This window comes from Sphingobium sp. (assembly GCA_035196065.1).
GTDB lineage: Bacteria > Pseudomonadota > Alphaproteobacteria > Sphingomonadales > Sphingomonadaceae > Sphingorhabdus_B > Sphingorhabdus_B rara.
The window spans coordinates 1,736,296-1,753,867 of the sequence record CP136575.1; the positions used below are offsets into that span (position 1 = coordinate 1,736,296).

The window sequence follows — 17,572 nt, forward strand, 5'->3', positions numbered from 1 at the left end:
GTTGTCATAAGGGGAGCCCAGTTTACCGATGAACGCCAATCTGACATTGCCGAACCCGCCGCGCAGCCGGATGCTGGGCAAGAGCGGGATAGAGGTGTCCAGCCTCGCCTGGGGCATGTGGCGCTTCGCAGGCCGCGACATTGCCGAGGCCGAACAACTGGTCAACGCGGCGTTTGAAAGCGGCATCACCTTTTTCGATACGGCCGATATCTATGGTTTTGTGTCGCCCGGTGTCGGCTTTGGCGATGCTGAAGAATTGCTTGGTCAGGTTTTCGATCGCAATCCGGGAATGCGCGACCAGATGGTGCTGGCAACCAAGGGCGGGATCATGCCGCCGATACCCTACGATAGCAGCGCCACCTATCTCTCCTCGGCTATTGATGCGAGCCTGAAACGACTGAAGACTGATCGGGTCGATCTGTGGCAAATCCACCGTCCCGACGTGCTTACCCACCCGCAGGAAATTGCGCGCACAATCGAAAATGCCATGAAGTCGGGCAAGGTCCGCGCTTTTGGCGTTTCCAACTACACCCAGGCGCAGATTGCAGCATTGGCGCAGTTCGTTGATGCACCGATCGTATCGACCCAGCCTGAAATCTCCCCGGTGCGGATCGATTGCATTGAAAATGGTGAGCTTGATCAGGCAATTGCCATGGATATGGCGGTACTCGCCTGGTCGCCGCTTGGTGGCGGAAGGATTGCCGACCCGCAAAATGATCGCGAGCGTGCAGTTGCAGCTGCGCTGTCAGGCGTGGCGGCGGCGCATGGTGTTTCGCGCACCGCCGCTGCCTATAGCTGGATCATGGCGCATCCCGCGCGTCCGATCCCCATTGTAGGTTCGCAAAACCCCGCGCGCATCACCGAGGCGGCCGATGCCTACAAAATCCAATGGACCCGCGCCGATTGGTATGCGGTGCTGGTCGCTGCTCGGGGAGTGCCTCTGCCATGACCAACCAAAAGCCGGATGGGCAGCTTGAGATCAGCTGGTTTTCAGCGCTTTGTGATGATGATTACGAATTTCTGGGTCGCCCGGATCCGGCGCTTGCGTCCAGCTGGGAACATTGCCGCAATATCGTATTGCGCGCCGAAGAAGGCGGGTTCGACAATATCCTGCTGCCCTCCGGCTATGCGCTTGGCCTTGATACCACGGCGTTTGCCAGTGCGATCGCAACGCTGACCAAGCGTATCAAATTGCTGATGGCGGTGCGCATCGGCGAATGTTGGCCGCCGCAGCTTGCCCGCCAGATTGCAACTTTGGACCAGATCGCCGGTGGCCGTCTGAACATCAACATCATCTCGTCCGACATGCCCGGCGAGAAGATGGACAGCGAGCCGCGTTATCGCCGTACGGTTGAGGCGATGAAGATTCTGAAGACGCTGCTTAATGGCCAACATCTGTCGCATCAGGGCGAACATTATCAGTTCGATCTCGATCCGCCGCGGATGAAGACGGTTAGCGGCAAATGCCCTCCGCTCTATTTCGGGGGGCTTTCGCCGGCAGCTCGCGAAGCTGCGGCCGAGGGGTGCGATGTCTATCTAATGTGGCCGGAAACGCTGCAAAGTGCAAAGGAACTGATTGCAGACATGGATCAGCGCGCCGCGAAATTCGGTCGCACGCTGAAATATGGTTTTCGTGTCCATGTTGTGGTGCGTGAGACAGAGGCCGAGGCCCGGGCCGCGGCGGATCGGCTGCTGTCCAAGCTGGATGCTGACACCGGCAATGCGATCCGTAACAAGTCGCTCGATGCCCAGACTTTCGGTGTCGCTCGACAGGCAGAGTTGCGCGAACAGTCGGCCGCCAATGAAGGCTATATAGAAGATAATCTCTGGACCGGGATCGGACGCGCCCGTTCCGGCTGTGGTGCGGCGATTGTCGGCGATCCCGATCAGGTGCTTGCTAAGATCAAGGCCTATCAGGCGTTGGGGATTGAGGCTTTCATTCTTTCGGGCTATCCGCATATGACCGAATGCGATCTATTCGCGCGCTATGTATTACCGCAACTCAATCATGGTCCATTGACGCTGGACTGAGAAAAACCGCCCTTAAAGGCTGGTCGGACACCGGCTCGCCCAAATATCGAGTGATGGATGAACGACCCGAAAATCCCTGCCGATCAGGCCGTGCAGCAGCAGTTTCGTGCAGCGATGCGCCGGCTGGCTGCATCGGTGTCGATCGTCGTTGCGCAAGGCGATGATGGTCCGGTCGGCATGGCGGCGACGTCGATCACGTCGCTGACGGTTGATCCTCCCGCAATCCTTGTGTGCGTTAATCGCGCGACCAGCCTGCACGCGCTGCTGGAGCCAGCGGCGCCACTTGCCATCAGCCTGTTATCGCGGGATCAAAAGGACGTGTCGGCTGCATTTGGCGGCGCATTGCGGGGCACGGAACGATTTGGTGTTGGCATCTGGAACGCCGGTGCGAATGGCTTGCCGCAACTGGAAGGCGCCCAGGCCAATCTTGAATGCGTGATCGACGCGATGCTTGCTTATGCAACGCACAGCATAGTGATCGCACGGGTGTTGCAGGTGCGTACCAGCAAGGATGTTGACCCACTCATCTATCAGGATGGCGGTTACCTCTAAACGAATGCAATCCTTGCCCTGAAGTCAGTCGCAAAACCGTTGCAATATCGTCCGGCGCGCGCGCGGCCCGCTTCCGGTTTCACTTCTTCGCCATAAGCCGTTCTGCGATTGCTTGATAAGCAGGAAGCGAGATGTCGTCGAAGCGGAGATTTGACGCTTGCGGGTTCGACGCAAAGCGGGCGATGACCATCTCTGCCTTGGGATCAATATAGATCACCTGTCCATGGACGCCGCGTGCGGCGTAAGCACCATGTTCATTGTGCGACACCCACCATTGGCTCTTATAGCTCCACCCAGATAATGTCGTGTAGCCCGCCTTAGCGAAATCTTCCTTGCTCGCTCCTGCTCGCACTTTGGCGACAACCGATGACGGGATAATCTGCTGCCCGTTGAAACGACCCTTGAGGCGCATCGCCTCACCAAAGCGTGCCATGTCGCGCACCGTCAGGTTCAGGCCACCAGCCGTGAAAGGCGATCCCGCTGCGTCAACAGTGATTTGCGCATCATGCTCCATGCCCATTTTAGACCAGATACGTTCGCTGAGTACCTCTTGCGGACGCTTCCCGGTAACGCGGGCGATCATCCAGCCGAGCACTTCTGTGTTGACCGACTTATAGGTAAAGCCATCGCCATGTGCGCCCATTTTGGGAACGGTTGGCAGATAGTCATAAGCGGCACGGGGCCCGGCATAGCCTGGTGGTGCGGGTGCGAAGCCTACCGCAAGCGAGAATTTTGCAATGTCGGCATTGGGATCGGTATAATCTTCGGAATAGGCAAGGCCTGTGGTCATATCGAGCACTTGCCGCACCGTTGCATCGCCAAAACCGCTAGTGGCGAGTTCGGGAATGTACCGGGAGACCAGCGCATTTTCATCCAGCTTGCCCTCCGCGATCAACATTTCGGCAAGCGTTCCAAAATAGGATTTGGTCACCGAAAAGGCGATGTGTGGCTGGTCGGGCCCCATCGTGCCGTTATACCGCTCATATACAATCCAGCCCTTATGCAGGATGACGACTGCATCGCCGTAAACGGCCTCAAATGCCTGTGCCCAGGTCATCGCTTCACTGCGACCCAGCGGCATGAATGTCACAGTATCCAGATCGTCGCGTAAAGCTTTTGGTAGCGCAGAGACAGGCCCTTGCCCGCGCTTGATGGTGGCGGTTGGCATCAGTTCCTGAATATGCGCAAAGGACCAGCGGATCTGCGGGAATTGGTAATGGCTGCCATCGCGGAACAGTACCCGCTTTTCAGGTGGCGGCGGGCTCCCCTGCATCCAGCCCATTTTTACAGGATCGGTGTCGGCCGGGCTGGCGGGTGCCTGCTGCGCTATTGCACCGACGCTGGCCGAGAGCAGAAACAAACCAATTACAGACTTGAACATTGAGGTCCTCATTTTTTCGAGCCGGTTAGTGGCTCTATGGGGTAGGGGCATTATTGGATGTTGCCAATGCTTAGCCTTTCGACTGGTTTGCCATTAATGCACAGGTGCCTTGCGTAACCCAGAGGTCGTCCCGTGGCCAAGAAAGGTTCAATCACGAAAAGGCAGATGCAATTCGACACGAAGCCCGCCCAGCGGCGACGTTTCCAGCCCCACCGAGCCCCGATAATGCAGCAGCAGGTCCTTGACGATTGCAAGCCCCAGCCCGGTACCGAATTCAGACCGATCTAGTCTCTCTCCAACCTTGAACACAGCTTCGCGCTGAATTTCTGTTATGCCGGGTCCATCGTCATCGATCAGCAAAACAGCCGCACCTTTATCAAGGTGCCAGGTGACTTCGACCCTTGTTGTCGCCCATTTGCATGCATTGTCGATCAGGTTCGAAAGGATCTCGGCCAGATCCACTTCGTCCATCGACACGTCGATTTTGGGGCCATAAGTTACCATCAATTCAAGTCCGCGATCCCGATATAGTCGGCGCATCGCATTGATGATCGGTTCAAGAACCTTGTCCAGAGCAGAGCGATGGCCGGGAAGGTTTGCTTGCGCGGCCATGCGGGCACGGCTGGTGTAATAGTCGATATAGCGCTGCATCTGCTCGCAGCTCTGCAGGAGCACGGCGGCGCTTTCGTGTCCACCCTTATCGGCCAGCAGTTGCGCCTCGTCAGCGATGATGGCGAGCGGGGTTCGCAATCCATGTGCCAGATTTCCGGCTTGAACCCGCGCCGATTGCAACATGTCCCAATTGGAGGTCAGCAACTGGTTCAGGTCCGACACCAGCGGCATTATCTCGCTGGGATAGTTGCCCATCATGCGGCGCTCGCGCCCGTTGCGAATGGCGGAAATCGCTGCCTGCATCTTGTGCAGCGGCCGCATACTGTAATTGATCTGGATTGCACCGATCAGGATCATCACGATCGCGAAAGCGCCGAGCGAGTAAATGAGCGGCCAGTCGATTTCGGCAAGCACTTCGTCGATAAGCCGCTGGTCGGTGGCGACGTACAGCTTGAGCGGGGGGCCGCCGTCTGTCATCGGTTTGGTCATCGCATATTCGAGTGTGCTTCCTGTTGGACCAAGAATGAATTGCCATAGCGGCTGCGGGCCTTTGGCAAGGCCGACCGGAAGGTTATTTCCATCGAGCGATGGCGATCGGATCGTTGTATAACCGGCGCGTTCCACCTCCCAGTAAAAGCCGGAACCGGGCGGAATGAAGCGCTCGTCGGAGAGGCGGCGCAGCAGATAAGGCTGTCCCTTTGCATCCACCGCCGACAGATCCGCCAGTTCCTGAATATGGATTTCCATCTCTTCATGGAAACGATCAACCACATAGGACTGGATCACCCGCGCCACGACCAGACCGGTCAGAATTGTGCCGATGATGACCGACACCATCATCGCCATGATGAAGCGCGTGCGCAGGCTGCCGAAATCAGGCCTCATCGTTCAAACCGGTAACCCAGTCCGCGAATGGTGGCGATCGCCGTTTTGCCGACCTTCTTGCGCAGCCGCCCGATATGCACCTCGACCGTGTTGAGATCGCGTTCTTCGGCCATCGGATACAGATGATCGAGTATCTCTCCCTGCGACAATATGTGCCCCGGCTTCAGAAGGAAGAGGTGAAGCAAGCGATATTCGATCTGTGTCAGTTCGATTTGCGATTTGTTACGCCAGACCATCCGTGCGCCAGGATCCATCATAATCTCGCCAGCTTCCAGCTTGGCATGGGTTTGGCCCGCGGCTCGCCTGACCAGCGCATTGAGCCTGGCGAGCAATTCCTCTCCGCGTACGGGCTTGACGACATAATCGTCAGCACCCGCGTTGAGGCCCTCCACTTTTTCCTGCCAACTGCCCCGCGCCGAGAGAATGATGATCGGCGTGTCAAAACCCTTTTGCCGCCAGCGGCGTACAAGGTCAAAGCCATCCATCCCGGGCAGGCCTATATCTACCACAAGTGCCGACCAATTTTCAGGATCGGGAAGATCAAGCGCACTTTCCGCACTCGCTACACTTTCAGCCACAAACCCGCTCGTTTCCAGCCGGTCGCATAGCCTGCGGGCAAGTTCATCTTCGTCTTCAACAACCAAAATACGCATTCAATTCCCTCGCGGTATCGCGGTTTCTATGCGTCAAATACAACCAAAGCCATACGCATTTAGGTGCCGTTACGGTTTCAATTTCGGGGAACTTGTCAGGTTGGTGACAGCTTTCGCTTCTAACGGGTCCGCAGCATTTAGAGATGAATCGGCTGTCCGCTAAAACGGCACTCGACATCAAGCGCTAAGCGCCTTGATTTCCGCGCAACCTGACGCGAAGCTGACATGAAGATAAAATTAGGCTGAATATTATATTCATGGCCGACTTTTATTTCACTATATTACATTCAAATTGGCATAATACATTTAACCGTGAATCGATTGCGCTGATTCGCGGAATCATTATTCATTTTTGAAAAAAACTTATCCGCATTCGGATGCCGCTCCATCGCATATCATGGCCAGATTTCTGCGTACGCCCTGAAATGCTTCCGGCTGTTAACCATCTATATCTCTAGATATATGCAATAAATATATCCAAAAATTGGCTTTTTCACTTTCGTGGTTAACGAAGTTTACGGACCTGTGATCGCTTCACTAAAAAGTAATCGATTGGGATGGGTCTCGATAACGCATAATAAACGCGCTGAAACTCCCCCATCAGAATTATTTATTTGATCGCGGAAAGCCATGTGTTTCCCGCGGCGCTGTCTGGCGAGCATCTTCGGGCTTGGGTTGGCAATGCCGTGACTGGTGAAGCGCAAAAAATGAGGTAGAGAAAATGACAACCAATATTTGGGGTTCGGACGCCCAGTCACCGCTTATTATTGCTTCCGGGCTTCCCCCTGCTGGGCAAGCCTTGTTTGATGCGGCTGACAGTGGCGGCGCGGAAGTGGGTGTTATTTCCTATAAGAACGGGCAGGCATCCGTTTCGTTCTTTGACCATATGGGCGTGCCAACAGCAGCCCGTCCTTCCGCCGTTCTGGCAACGGGCGGCGCTGCGCTTTCCGAAGTCGCAATCACGGCCACGGGTATTCTCGGTTATGGTGCGGGCTGGATCGAAGCTGACACCAATGTGATCAAGGCGCAGTATTTTGGTGCCGTTGGCGCTTATGGTGCGCCGGTCACCTTGGGCACAGGCCATGGACTCGACATGGCCGGCTATTCGCGCAGGGACGCAGCGGGCAAGAAGCCTGCGGTGGACGGGTTCGTCGCATCTTGGATTGGCACCGACGGTAATGTCTATTTCCAGCGCGCAGGGGTCCATCTGAACAATGCTGCCGATTCGATTGGCAGTGTCAGTGCCGCCGGCCTCGATGGGATCCCCGGCAGTCGCCCGGTCGGGGCGACATCTAGCGCGAACACCGATAATGACGCTGCCATCAAGGTTACCACCAGCGGTCAAGCGTCCGAGGCGTCGGTTGCGGTTACCCATAGCGGCGAAGTCATCCTTGCCTGGACTGAACATGGCGCGACCGGTGACACCCTCAGCTTCAAGGTTTTGAACGCGGACGGGACCGAGAATTTCGCGGCGACGCTGCCGACAGCCCTGCCTGCTGGTGCCCATGTCGACACGGCGTGGCTCGCGGGTGGTGGTTTTGCCATTTCCTGGAATACGGCGGATGCGATTCAGAGCATCATTTTCAATACAGCTGGCGGAGTAGTCCCCGGCTTCGGCGCGGTGTTCACTTCGACAGGAACGAACACGCTGCACAGCTTCGCGCCCGGCAGCTTTACCGGCGATTTTTCATTGGGCACGATGCTCGACACAATCGGTGGCTTTACCCTGGCCTACACCGAAGGCAGCGTGTTGAAGGAGCAAAGCTTCAACAGCCTTGGCGGCGTGCTTGATCCGGCGCAGTCGCAGCCAATCACGATTGGTACCGTTGATCCTTTGACCTCGCTGGCCTCTGCCAGCCTGGTTGGAGAGCGGGTCATGGTGCTTTCCGAACGGATTGACGGCACTGTCACGGCAACCGTCGTTGATCCGCGTGCCCAACCAATTGGTACAGCAATTGTGCTGAACGGGGTTGGTTTGGTCATCAATGGTATCGACACGCCCACCAGAGCCATCCCCGACGTATTGGTCGGCACCATCGGCAATGATACCATCAATGGCGGCGCTGGCGATGACATCATGTCAGGCGCACTCGGACATGATCGGATTTTTGCTGGCGTTGGCAATGACACCATTGATGGCGGCGGCGGCGTCGATACGCTCGTCCTGTCTGGGCGGCAGTCTGACTATACCATCGTCAATCTCGGCGGAACATTGTTCCAGATTACCGACAATCGGACGATTGCGACCAACGACGGCGCTGATATCGTCCGCAATGTGGAGGTGTTCGAATTTGCCGGGCCGACCGTCTTTGATCCCAGGGTGACGGTGGCTGCCGCGACGCTTGGTTCGCTGACACGCAATGTCGATCCCACGGCATGGGGCCTGAGCAACGAAGATGTCGACTCGCTGCCGTCACCCGTCCGTACGCCGGATGTTGATGGTTTCATCGTCAATGACGGAGCGGGCCGGGCAGGGGTGCAATCCGCGCCGGTCGTATCGGACAGCATCGGCGAATTCGTCTCCATCCTGTGGGAAGACCATACGGGCGGTGGCTCGCGGATTCGTGGTAACTTTTACAGCGTCGAAGGCACTCCGGACATAGAAACCCCGCTGCCAGACACCTTTACCATCGGTGATGGCCAAGGTTACGAATTCAACGCCCGTGTTGCGTCTGGCGCGGCCAACTCCGGCTGGGGTGTAGTCTATTCGGAAAAGATCGATGCGACCACAGAAACGCTAAAGACCAACTTCTTCGGCCTGAACCTGACCGGGACAGAGCAGCTGGTTGATGCCAGCGGTCTGCACCAGCATTCTGCATCCATTTTCGGATCCTATCTCGACCATCGACTAAACCCTGTAACGGGCCAGATTGATGGGCCGGCGGTCATTCTGCCGGCTGGCATGAACGACGGTTATAACGTGATTTACGTTGAAGGTGGTCAAGTCGGCGATAGCTACGGCGCGATCCGTCTACAACGTTTTGAAGTCAATCTGGATGCCTTGGGCCAACCCGGTGCGCCGCGCGCGGCCGGTCTCGACGGTCTGGCAGGCGTCGGCAGCGATGCCGCGGTGACGCTGTCGGCGTCCGGGCGTGATCCTTCGATCACAGGTCTGCACACGTTTGAGACCATCGCAGTTTGGATCGAGAAGGATGCCAATGGCGTCGAGCATGTCGTCGGGACAGCGCTGGACGACCTTGCCCAACCGATCGGTATCGATCTGACCAACATTTCCGGCACCGATGTCATTGCGGCAGGATCCAAGGTGATTATCGCACAGGCTGAAGCCGTAAACGCGGCCATAGTTTGGGTTGCCGATGTCGGCACCAATGGCAATCATGTCTATGAACTGCATGCGACCATGCTGTCTTCGCCAGGTACAGGCATTGACGGTCAGGGTTTTGCACTGGTGCAGCCCGCCGCTCCGTTTAACCTGATGACCCTGCCTGCGGGCGTTGACCTTGCCTCGATCAAGGTTTCGGGCATCAGCGGCGAAGGCAGTGCGGACATCATCGTGCAATGGGATGGGGTGACTGCAGGGGACACCAATGTCTATGCGCGCCACTTTGGCACCATTTTGGATCCGGCGACCGGGGCCGCTTTGGCCATGACACCTGTTGGTAATACCATTCAGGTCAATGCGAACAGCCAGGGTGACCAATCGCACAATGGTGTGGCTGGCCTTTTGGGGGATCGCTTCATCTCGGTCTGGCAAGACAGCAATGCGGCCGTGACTGGCGGCAATGGTACAGACATTGTCGCCCAGATTTTCGACACCCGCGCCCCGGGTCAGCATATTGTCGGCGACTTTGTGACACCCACGGGCAGGGTTGCAGCGCGGCCTGACATTCTTGTCGGCACCAATGGCAATGACTTCATCCTGGGCGACATCAGTGATAGCGACGGTGCCGCTGACTGGATCTTTGCCGGCATGGGCGATGACATCATGCAGGGTGGACCCAGTGATCGAGCCGTCGCGGTTCGCAGCGAGATTCTCGACGGCGGCCTTGGGACAGATACGGCGGTCTATACCGGCAACTTTGCAGATTATGAGATCACTGCGATCTTCGACAATGATCGAGGTCCGGGTTTCCAGATTACCGACCTGCGGCCGACACAGGATGCCAACAACAACCCGTTGCAGAATGACGGGATCGACTTTGTTTACAGGGTTGAACGGCTGGCATTCGCGGATCAGGTAATCGATGTTGCTGCTGACATCTACAACCCGCCAATGCCCGCTCCTCTGGCAGGGTGGGATGGAACCCCCAATGCCTGGTCGCTGACCGACACCTCGCAATATAAGCTGCAGACGCTGGCGACCGGGGTTGCAGCGCAGAGCCAGGTTGCAGTGACCAACCTGCAGGACGATACGGCTTTGGTCTGGATTGAAGGTACTGCCGGTGCAGGCAGCCATTCAGTAATAGCCGAACGGCGTCTGGTGACTGGGGAGATCGATCCGCTCTGGCAGGGGCCGGGTGCAGCGGCAGCCGGTCCGATCGAAATGACCGATGGGACCTTCGCGGCCAACACTGTCGGCAATCCTGTAGTGGCCAGTGCCGGCCTGCTCGGCGTGCTGGCTGCTTGGGAATCGACCAACGTAGATGGCCAGTCGAGCATCCACATGCGCCTTGGCAGCACCGCCAGTGCCACGCCGTTCAATACGGGCGCTGGTTTCCCGGCTTATGGCTTTACCGGTGGCGAACTGGTCGTGCCCGGCTCCGCCGGTGGCCGCTCACCCTCTGTGATGGGCTATGAAATCGTCAATACGGCAAACGAAACCGTGGAACTGGGTTTCCACGTCGCCTTTGTCGATGACGCCGGCCAAGTGCGTTTGGCGCGCTATGAAATTCCGGTGTTCGAAGTAGATCCGCTGACCGGTGCCGTTGGCAACCCGGCACTTCCGGCCAATTTCGGCATTAGCGGCCAGACGCAGCCGATCCTGATTGGCGCAGATGGTCTTCGCAATCACGATCCGGTCACTGGCGCATTGATCGATGATCCGGATGGTGCGATTTCGCTTGGGGCGGGCGGAGCGCCCTCGCTGACCTCGTTGCACAATGGCGAACTGGTGGTGGGCTATACCGACGCCGCGGGTCACTATACCGTTACGCGTTTCGATGTGACGCATACGGCCGACAGCCGCGATGAGACGATGTTTGTCGCGGACAAGATCACTTACGCCGCAGCGCAGACCGATACTTTGGGAACAAATGTTCTCTCTGGTCAGGTTGTCAGCCAGTTGAATGGCAGCTTTGGTGCCTTCTGGACGGAAAACGACGGCATTGGCGGCGTAGTCCTTAAAGGCAATGTGTACAATGCAGGCGGGACGACATGGCACCAGAGCGGGACGCTTGACCTGCAAACGGGTCTGCCGGCTGGCGTTGACGTCACGGTCGTATCCTCCGGCATTAATCCGAACGGCGTCGAGGACGGCTTTGTCGCGCTTTGGCAGACGGGCGGTCATATCTCTGGCCAGCGCTTCGACATGGCCGGCGCGAAGGTTGGACTGGTCTTCCAGGTCGATGATCCGAACGGTGTGGCGCATGGCGGCCTTTCGGCTGCAGGTGTCGACAATGGTCTGATCATCATCGGTCATGAACTCGCGGCCAACAATGGCGATGTGGGATATAGCTATCTCGATACGCGCCAGCCTGGTGCAGAAGTCCTTGGGACGACGACCAGAGCCGGTGTTGCCGGGAGCATTGCGGTCGGCACCGTTGGTGACGACGCGATGGATGGCCGTGCCGCTGATGATCAGCTCTTCGGCGGGCTGGGCAATGACGTTATCACTCTGGGCGGCGGTTCCGACCTTGGTGACGGCGGCGAAGGCAACGACATCATTCTCGGCGGGGCTGGTCAGGACCAGATCTTGGGCGGTAGCGGTAACGACCTGTTGATGGTCGGCACCAGCGGTCCGGCTGATGTCCGCAAGGACGCAGCATTGGTGGCCGGCTTGACCGCCTCGCTGTCCGCAACCGCCCAGAATGTCGCGATTATTGCCAGCAATAATGGTGCAGATATCGTGTCGGGCGGCCTTGGTGTGGATACCCTATCGTTCCGCTCGGAAGCGAGCCCGGTGCGTGTGGATCTCAACACTGGTCTGGTTTACCGGGCCGGTACCGGTGCGAACACCGTCAACTTCACCGATAATGGCACCACGGCCAGCTACAATCTGACCGCTGCCATTGGTGAACTTGTGTTGGATGCGGCTGGCTTGCCGATCTTCCAGTTCACCCGTGACATCGAGCGGGTTGAAGGCGGGCGCGGGGCGGACGTTCTGCTCGGCGCTGCGAGCAATGACGTGATATACAGCGGCGGCGGCAACGACTTTATCGACGGTCGCGCTGGAACGCAGGACATCGGCGTGTTTGCCGGTGCTGCGTCTGGCTACACCGTGGCACGCACCCCGACCGGAATTTCGGTGACCCATACCATCCCGGCCACGGCGACCAGCCTGGCAAGGACCGAGACGGCAATCCTGAACAATGTCGAATTCGTGCAGTTCGGTGATCGCCGTATTGCCGCCGCCGATGTGCAACCGGGGGCAGCTGTCTCCGCTGCATCACTGACTAACCGCAACCCGGGGCCGGCGCTCACCAACGATACCGCGACCTTGGCCGAAGACACTTCGGTAAAGATCAACGTGACCGCAAACGATGTGGCCAACGAATTTGCGTCGCAGCCTGTCTTCATCACGGCGATCAATGGTCAAGCGGTCACCGCTGGCGGGCCGGCGATCACGGTGGCGAATGGCAGTGTGTCTCTGGGCCTTGACGGCCAGCTGAACTTCACGCCGGTTGAGAACTATTTCGGCACGACAAGCTTCACTTACACCGCACAGGATGGCGGCGGGATCGCCAAAACGGCTACGGTGCAGTTGAACATCACGCCGGTAGCCGATACGCCGACCGCCGTTGCTGATGCCTATGAAGTGGTTCTCGGTTCGACCACGCAGCTGAATGTGCTTGCCAACGACATCAACCCGGATGCTCCGCTGTCGGCACTCAGCATCGGCACGCTCAACACCACAGGCCTCGTTGGCACTGCGACCAGCACTGGCAATGCCATCACCTTTACGGGCAATACGGCGGGAACGACCACGCTGACCTATACCGCCAACAACGGTCTGGAGAGCACGCCTGTTACCGTGACAATCAAGGTCCTGGTTCAGAATAATACTCCGACGCTGACCGGTGATCTGAACGCAACGGTTGTCGAAGGCGCGCGTGTTGCTCTGACGGCTGCTGATATCGGCTATACCGATCTCGACGCCGCGGATGTCCTGACCTTCACGGCATCTGGTGCGGTCAATGGTGCGGTGCAAGTCAATGGCGTGGACGCGACCAGTTTCACCATGGCCGACGTGACGGCCGGTCGGGTGTCGTTCCTGCACAATGGTGCGGAAACGCCAACGGCCAGCTTCTCGATGGTCGTGACGGATGGAAAGATCGTGACCGCCCCTGTAACGGTTCAGCTTGCGGTGACTGCGGTCAACGACGCTCCGATCCTGACCGGTGCGGTTGCAAATGCAACCTATGTCGAAAATGCGGCTGCGCTTACCATTGCCCCGGCACTTACTTTGACGGATGCGGATAGCACCAGAATGACCGGCGCCACGGTGACGATCTCGGGTGGTCGTGCGGAAGATGTCCTGACCTTTACACCGCGTGCCGGCATCACCGGCAGCTACGCTGCAGGCACCCTGACGCTGAGCGGTTTGGCAACCGTTGCCGCTTATCAGGCTATCCTGCGCTCTGTCGCTTACAGCAACAGCTCGGATCTCCCCGATATAGCGCCTCGCACCGTAACGTTCACTGTCAATGACGGTGGCGCAGTCAATGCGACGGCCACGGCGTCGACTACAATCGCGGTTCAGTCGGTCAACGATCTGGCAACCGGAACGATTGCGATTGCCTCGGCTGCAGAGGCAGGGGCGGGCGTGATCCTGACCGCCGCCGGTAACTTGCTGGATGCCGACCTCGTCAATCCTGTGGTGGTGCCAACATACGCGTGGCAATCAAGCACGACCTTGACCGGTATCTACACCAACCTGGTCGCCAGTGGGACGTCTGTCCTGACGGCGAACACGGCGACTGTGACGCCCGCTGCGGTGACCTTCTATCAAGTCCGTGGAACCTATACCGATCCCTTTGGGGCCAATGTGGTTACCTCGACGGATCGTGCCGTGGTCGGTACTGCAGCTGCGAACGCGATGTCTACGGCAGGTGTAAAATTCCTCTCAGCATTGGGTGGCAATGATACAATCACCTATGCAGCGACATCGTTGCCCGATCTCATCATTGATGGCGGGGCAGGGACAGATACGGTGAGTATTGCCGCAGCTATCTCGAGTTTCGGACCTGTTTCGGACTCCGCTTTGGTAGGGGTTGAAACTGTAAGCGCCGCAGCACTGCTGACCGCGATTTCGATGGATCTGTCCGTCCAGACGGAAGCCCTCACGATCACTGGTGGCGCTGGTAACGATACGATCCGGGGTGGAACCGGAGCGGATGTGATCAATGGCGGTAACGGCAATGATCTGATCTTTGCTCTCATCGGCAACGATACCGTGAACGGCGGAGCTGGTACTGATACCCTCGACTATTCGGCCAGCACGGGAACGTTGACCGTCAATTTAGCAGCGGCGACAGCGCAGGTCACCGGTTCGCTGACCGGCACCGACACTGTCACTGCAGTTGAAAACATCATTGCGAATGCTGCGGACAACAGCATCACGGGCAGCGCTGCAGCCAACCTTCTGGATGGAAATGCAGGTAATGACACCATCCGTGGTGGAGCCGGAAATGATGCGATACTGGGTGGCCTTGGCAATGACACGCTATATGGCAATGCTGGGATCGACAGGCTTGCTGGTGGTGCCGGTGCGGATCGCTTTGTCTTCGATGCGGCGACGGCGGGTAGCGCGGACACCATCACCGATTTCGAAATCGGCGCGGTGGGTGGCCGGATCGACAAGATCGGGATCTCTGCGGCCGCTTTCGGTATCGGGGCTGCTGCTGCTGCAAGCGGAGGTTGGCTATCGCTGACGGGAGCCTTCACTACGACAACCCAGCGGATCGCCTACAACGCCAACACTGGATCGCTCGATTATGACAGCAATGGTAGCGCTGGCGGCGGCACCCGCTTCCAGATCGGCGTTATCGACATCAATAACGACGCTGCACTGCATCCGACACTGGCTCTTGATCACTTCATTCTGATGTAAGGGACAGGTCTCAATTAAGCGCCTGCGCGGGCAAATGCTCGCGCAGGCTCGCGCTCGATCCGCAACTTGCAGCGACAGTCGGTCACCAACCTTACATCCGTCCAAGGGGCGACGCCCGGCGTCGGGAACCCGTTTTCATATCAGGATGCACGGCAATATATGATGACGTCCCCGCGCCGCTTGACCTTGCAGCTTCGCAAGGACTTTTGAGCGGTGCATTGCGCGTTTCAACGGGGTTGATGCCAACCTTCGACGTCATTCATAGCAGCGTGAAACAAGCGCATGCGCATGTAACGCCAAAATGACAGATCAAGTTTTACCGAAGGTGCGTTAACGGACCATAGAGCCAGCGCCTAGGTCATTGTCGGTCAGTCCGTTACCAGAACATAGCCTTCATTCGGCAGGGCCTCAATCCGGCTCCCGACGACGAGTTTGCGTCGCAGCTTTGACATACTAACCCGCAGATTCATGACAGAGATCGGGTCTTCATCAATTCCAGCAACGCGTTGAAGCCGCTGAAAGGATACGCACCATCCTGGCCTGTCCAGCAAACATTCAATCAAGCGCCTTTCACGCCCGGTCAGTACGCTTGCATCGCAGACTTTGCTCAACATGTCGGCGCGCTGATACTGTTCACGCTCCGCACTAGTCCTAACGCAACGTTGCCGCCAAATTGCACGAAATCTGGCAATTCCCTCCAACGGATGAACCTTGCCGATATCAAGAACCTCATCGAAACCAGCCCGCAGCATTGCCGCCCGAGTTTGCGGTGTGGACCCGGTAACAATAGCCACAACGACCCGATTCCGAAGCAACGGCTCAAATTCCCTGTACAGCGCGGACATGCGCCGGCCATCGTGACCTCCCAATATCAGGAATTCGGAGTTGGCATCGAACAAGACTGAATTTGCAGCAATCGTGGAGCCATATTCTTGGATATCGACCGCTTCGAACACGTCGCTTAACCACGCATGCCGACGCTTAGCATCGCGCTTGCCAATGGAAACGAGGCGTGCCGGGATCTCACCGGCCCCAATAAACTGTCGATTGGCGACACTGGCTATCTCAACGGTCATTGTTTGATATACTCCCCAACATGCAACGGAGCTGCGGGCGAGGATATAAAGGTCGACTAAAATAAATGAATTAGTACAAAAGTTTGGCGGCATAGCCGAAAATGCTATGCCGGTCCGTAATCCGCTTACTGCATCCACGCGACGATCAGATTGATCATTTGCCGCACCGACCAGCGTCCGCGATCTATGCGCCTCAAATATTGATCAGTCTTTTCAAATGTTTGCGTCTGAAATACCATATACACTGCGCGCTCATGCATATGGGCTACATATATAAACCAATGATTTATATATTTATTCTGGAAATTTGACACTGTCATATGTGCGGTACGTTATTGTAGCCGCATCTGGGCTCGCACCGATGACATTGAATTTTGCAAAACAAGACAAAAGTTCAGAAAGTTCAGCCGGGTGCGCATCGCAGCCCAATCGGCTTCCGACCCAAACTTCCGGACTGCCCCTCCAGACTTGTCTTTCCGAGGCCGGGGTTCGGATTGTCGGCATCCGGGACAAAGAGTATGATTTGCGGGCGTCGTGGCTGCGCAGCTGGTTGCCGCACGCCCCCATGCATCAATTTGATCATAACGACAGTAAACCGCTTTCGCAGGCAATCAACTCTTTCGAGGTTCTCATCCTCCACGGCAAAGATGTTGAGCGGATGGGTCACATTATAAAGGACTGGCGCCGGCTCCTGCCAAGCAAGCTAATCGTCGCCGTACTAACTACGATGAATAGCGATAAGCAGAATGAGCTGCTTTACAGCGGCGCGGACGCAGTGCTCGATATAGATATGTCGGATTTTGTGGCTGTTGTTTGGCTGCAATCCTTACTCTCGCGCTTATCGGAGCGGCGAGAAGCCAATTTACGGCCATCTTTGGATGTTGACGTCGAACTATCGGACCTAAACGTTACGCCAATGGAGCGGATGATCCTGACATCGCTCTTGAACAAGGAAGGTACCGTCGTGGGTCATGCGGATATCTTGCATGCAATTGGCCGCGATAAATCCAAAAAAAGTCTGCACATTTTAAGCGCAGCTGTTTGTAATCTACGCAAGAAGCACTCGACCCAATTTAAAATATTTAACGTAAAAGGCTCGGGCTACGGAGCATTAAGAAGAAATTCTGATATAATGCGATATAGGCAATCATAG

Annotated in this window: 9 protein-coding genes; 5 read left to right on the top strand and 4 right to left on the bottom strand. The window is 57.1% G+C overall.

The annotated features are described in order from the left end of the window. The first annotated feature begins 28 nt into the window (after nt 1-28). From RSE16_08355 to RSE16_08365, 3 genes are read left to right on the top strand one after another with little or no spacing between them, the layout of a single operon-like run. Nucleotides 29-949, top strand: coding sequence for an aldo/keto reductase (locus RSE16_08355; protein WRH74740.1), 921 nt, complete (start codon nt 29-31; stop codon nt 947-949). Beyond that, nucleotides 946-2,031 carry an LLM class flavin-dependent oxidoreductase gene (locus tag RSE16_08360; protein ID WRH74741.1) on the top strand — a complete coding sequence of 362 codons (1,086 nt, stop codon included), beginning with the start codon at nt 946-948 and terminating at the stop codon, nt 2,029-2,031. Before RSE16_08355 ends, RSE16_08360 begins: the two co-directional genes overlap by 4 nt. Nucleotides 2,032-2,088: 57 nt before the next feature. Then, nucleotides 2,089-2,583: a flavin reductase family protein gene (locus RSE16_08365; GenBank protein ID WRH74742.1), complete on the top strand. Its 495-nt coding sequence runs from the start codon at nt 2,089-2,091 to the stop codon at nt 2,581-2,583. A gap of 79 nt (nt 2,584-2,662) precedes the next feature. Here RSE16_08365 and RSE16_08370 read toward each other — a convergent pair whose 3' ends face one another. The 3 genes from RSE16_08370 to RSE16_08380 all read right to left on the bottom strand — a co-directional run bounded on the left by RSE16_08370 (nt 2,663) and on the right by RSE16_08380 (nt 6,114). Continuing rightward, a complete protein-coding gene (locus RSE16_08370; GenBank protein WRH74743.1) occupies nt 2,663-3,964 on the bottom strand; it encodes a serine hydrolase in 1,302 nt (433 codons plus the stop codon). 147 nt (nt 3,965-4,111) lie between these two features. Next, entirely contained in the window at nt 4,112-5,461 is a 1,350-nt protein-coding gene (locus tag RSE16_08375; protein WRH74744.1) for a HAMP domain-containing sensor histidine kinase, read from the bottom strand. Next, the gene (locus tag RSE16_08380; protein ID WRH74745.1) at nt 5,458-6,114 is read right to left on the bottom strand and encodes a response regulator transcription factor; all 657 of its coding nucleotides are present in this window, start codon (nt 6,112-6,114) and stop codon (nt 5,458-5,460) included. Before RSE16_08380 ends, RSE16_08375 begins: the two co-directional genes overlap by 4 nt. Before the next feature lie 721 nt (nt 6,115-6,835). Here RSE16_08380 and RSE16_08385 point away from each other — a divergent pair. Next, entirely contained in the window at nt 6,836-15,343 is an 8,508-nt protein-coding gene (locus RSE16_08385; GenBank protein WRH74746.1) for a cadherin-like domain-containing protein, read from the top strand. A gap of 368 nt (nt 15,344-15,711) precedes the next feature. On the opposite strand, the gene RSE16_08390 is transcribed toward RSE16_08385, so the two are convergent. Then, the gene (locus RSE16_08390) at nt 15,712-16,419 is read right to left on the bottom strand and encodes a winged helix-turn-helix domain-containing protein (protein ID WRH74747.1); all 708 of its coding nucleotides are present in this window, start codon (nt 16,417-16,419) and stop codon (nt 15,712-15,714) included. Between the two features lie 361 nt (nt 16,420-16,780). On the opposite strand from RSE16_08390, the gene RSE16_08395 reads away from it, so the two are divergent. Beyond that, a complete protein-coding gene (locus RSE16_08395; GenBank protein WRH74748.1) occupies nt 16,781-17,572 on the top strand; it encodes a winged helix-turn-helix domain-containing protein in 792 nt (263 codons plus the stop codon).